General features: G+C 63.9%; 1 protein-coding gene. It reads left to right on the forward strand.

All coding sequences use genetic code 11. The annotated features are described in order from the left end of the window. The first annotated feature begins 157 nt into the window (after positions 1 to 157). The gene (locus QMX91_RS31100) at positions 158 to 1,375 is read left to right on the forward strand and encodes an MFS transporter (protein ID WP_282413906.1); all 1,218 of its coding nucleotides are present in this window, start codon (positions 158 to 160) and stop codon (positions 1,373 to 1,375) included. Positions 1,376 to 1,447: the final 72 nt, after the last annotated feature.

A 1,447-nucleotide genomic window follows, 5' to 3' on the forward strand; every position in this document is an offset into this window, starting at 1 on the left:
GAGCGAGCCTGCTCGCGAAAGCGATCTACCAGGCGCTGAATCTCTGATAGATCCACCGCATTCGCGAGCAGGCTCGCCCCCACATTGATCAAATTGTGCGTGGGATTTTTGTATACAATCCATCGCTACTATTGATCCAAAGGGAGCTGCATCTGTCATGACCGACTCCGCAAGCACCGACTTCAACCGTATCGACCGCGCCACCCGTGCAGTAAAACTGCCCTATGCCGCGTTACTGGCGTTCGCCATGACCGGATTCATCGCCATCCTCACCGAGACCCTGCCCGCCGGGCTGCTGCCGCAGATCGGCGCCGGGCTTGGGGTCAGCGAAGTGCTCGCCGGGCAACTGGTGACGCTGTATGCACTGGGCTCTATTGTTGCGGCGATTCCGCTGACCGTCGCCACCCGGGGCTGGCCACGGCGGCGGGTACTGTTGATGACGGTTGGCGGGTTCCTGGTGTTCAACACCGTGACCACGTTCTCCAGCCATTACGGCTTGACCTTGGCGTCGCGGTTCTTGGCCGGGATGGCGGCAGGGCTGTCGTGGGGAATCATGGCCGGTTACGCCCGCGGCATCGTGCCGGTGCACCAGCAGGGGCGGGCACTGGCAATCGCCATGCTCGGCACCCCGGTGGCGCTGTCGCTGGGCACCCCGGCGGGAACCTGGCTGGGCAACCTGATCGGTTGGCGCGCTTCGTTCGGGATCATGTCGGCGCTGGCGTTGGTGCTGGCGGCGTGGATTGTGCTGGCGGTGCCGGACCGTCCGGGCCAGGCCAGCGCCGAACGCCTGCCGTTGCTGCAATCGCTGCGTCTGCCGGGCGTACGGCCGGTGCTGTTCGTGGTGCTGACCTGGATGCTTGGGCACAACATTCTCTACACCTACATCGCGCCATTCCTGATGCAGGCCGGGCTGGCCGAGCGCGTCGATCTGGTGCTGCTGGTGTTCGGCCTGTGTTCGCTGATCGGGATCTGGATCATCGGCCTGCTGGTGGACCGCTGGTTGCGCTGGCTGACGCTGATCAGCCTCGCGGTGTTTGCCGTGACCGCACTGGTGCTGGCGCTGATATCCCCGTCGCCGTGGCTGATCTACACCTTCATGGCCGTGTGGGGCCTGTCGTTTGGTGGCTCGGCGACGTTGCTGCTGACCGCTGCGGCGGATTCGGCCGGCGAGCATGTGGACGTGGTGCAAGCGATGCTCACCACCTCCTGGAATGTGGCGATTGCCGGCGGCGGCCTGTTTGGCGGGTTGCTGCTGGATCGGGCGGGGGCGATGTCGTTTCCATGGGCATTGTTGATCCTGTCGCTGATCGCGCTGGCGACGGTGTGGATCAACCGGCATCACAGTTTCAAACCGGGCCGGCGCGTCACCGCATGACTTTGTAGGAGTGAGCCTGCTCGCGATAGCGTTTTATCAGACACGAATGATTTGTCTGCGGAGGCGCTATCG

Origin of the sequence: Pseudomonas sp. PS01299 (genome assembly GCF_029960145.1) — a bacterium.
GTDB lineage: Bacteria > Pseudomonadota > Gammaproteobacteria > Pseudomonadales > Pseudomonadaceae > Aquipseudomonas > Aquipseudomonas putida_A.

Excerpts from the sequence above, each read along its gene's own strand:
- QMX91_RS31100 (WP_282413906.1), top strand. The coding sequence starts at position 158 with ATGACCGACTCCGCAAGCACCGACTTCAACCGTATCGACCGCGCCACC.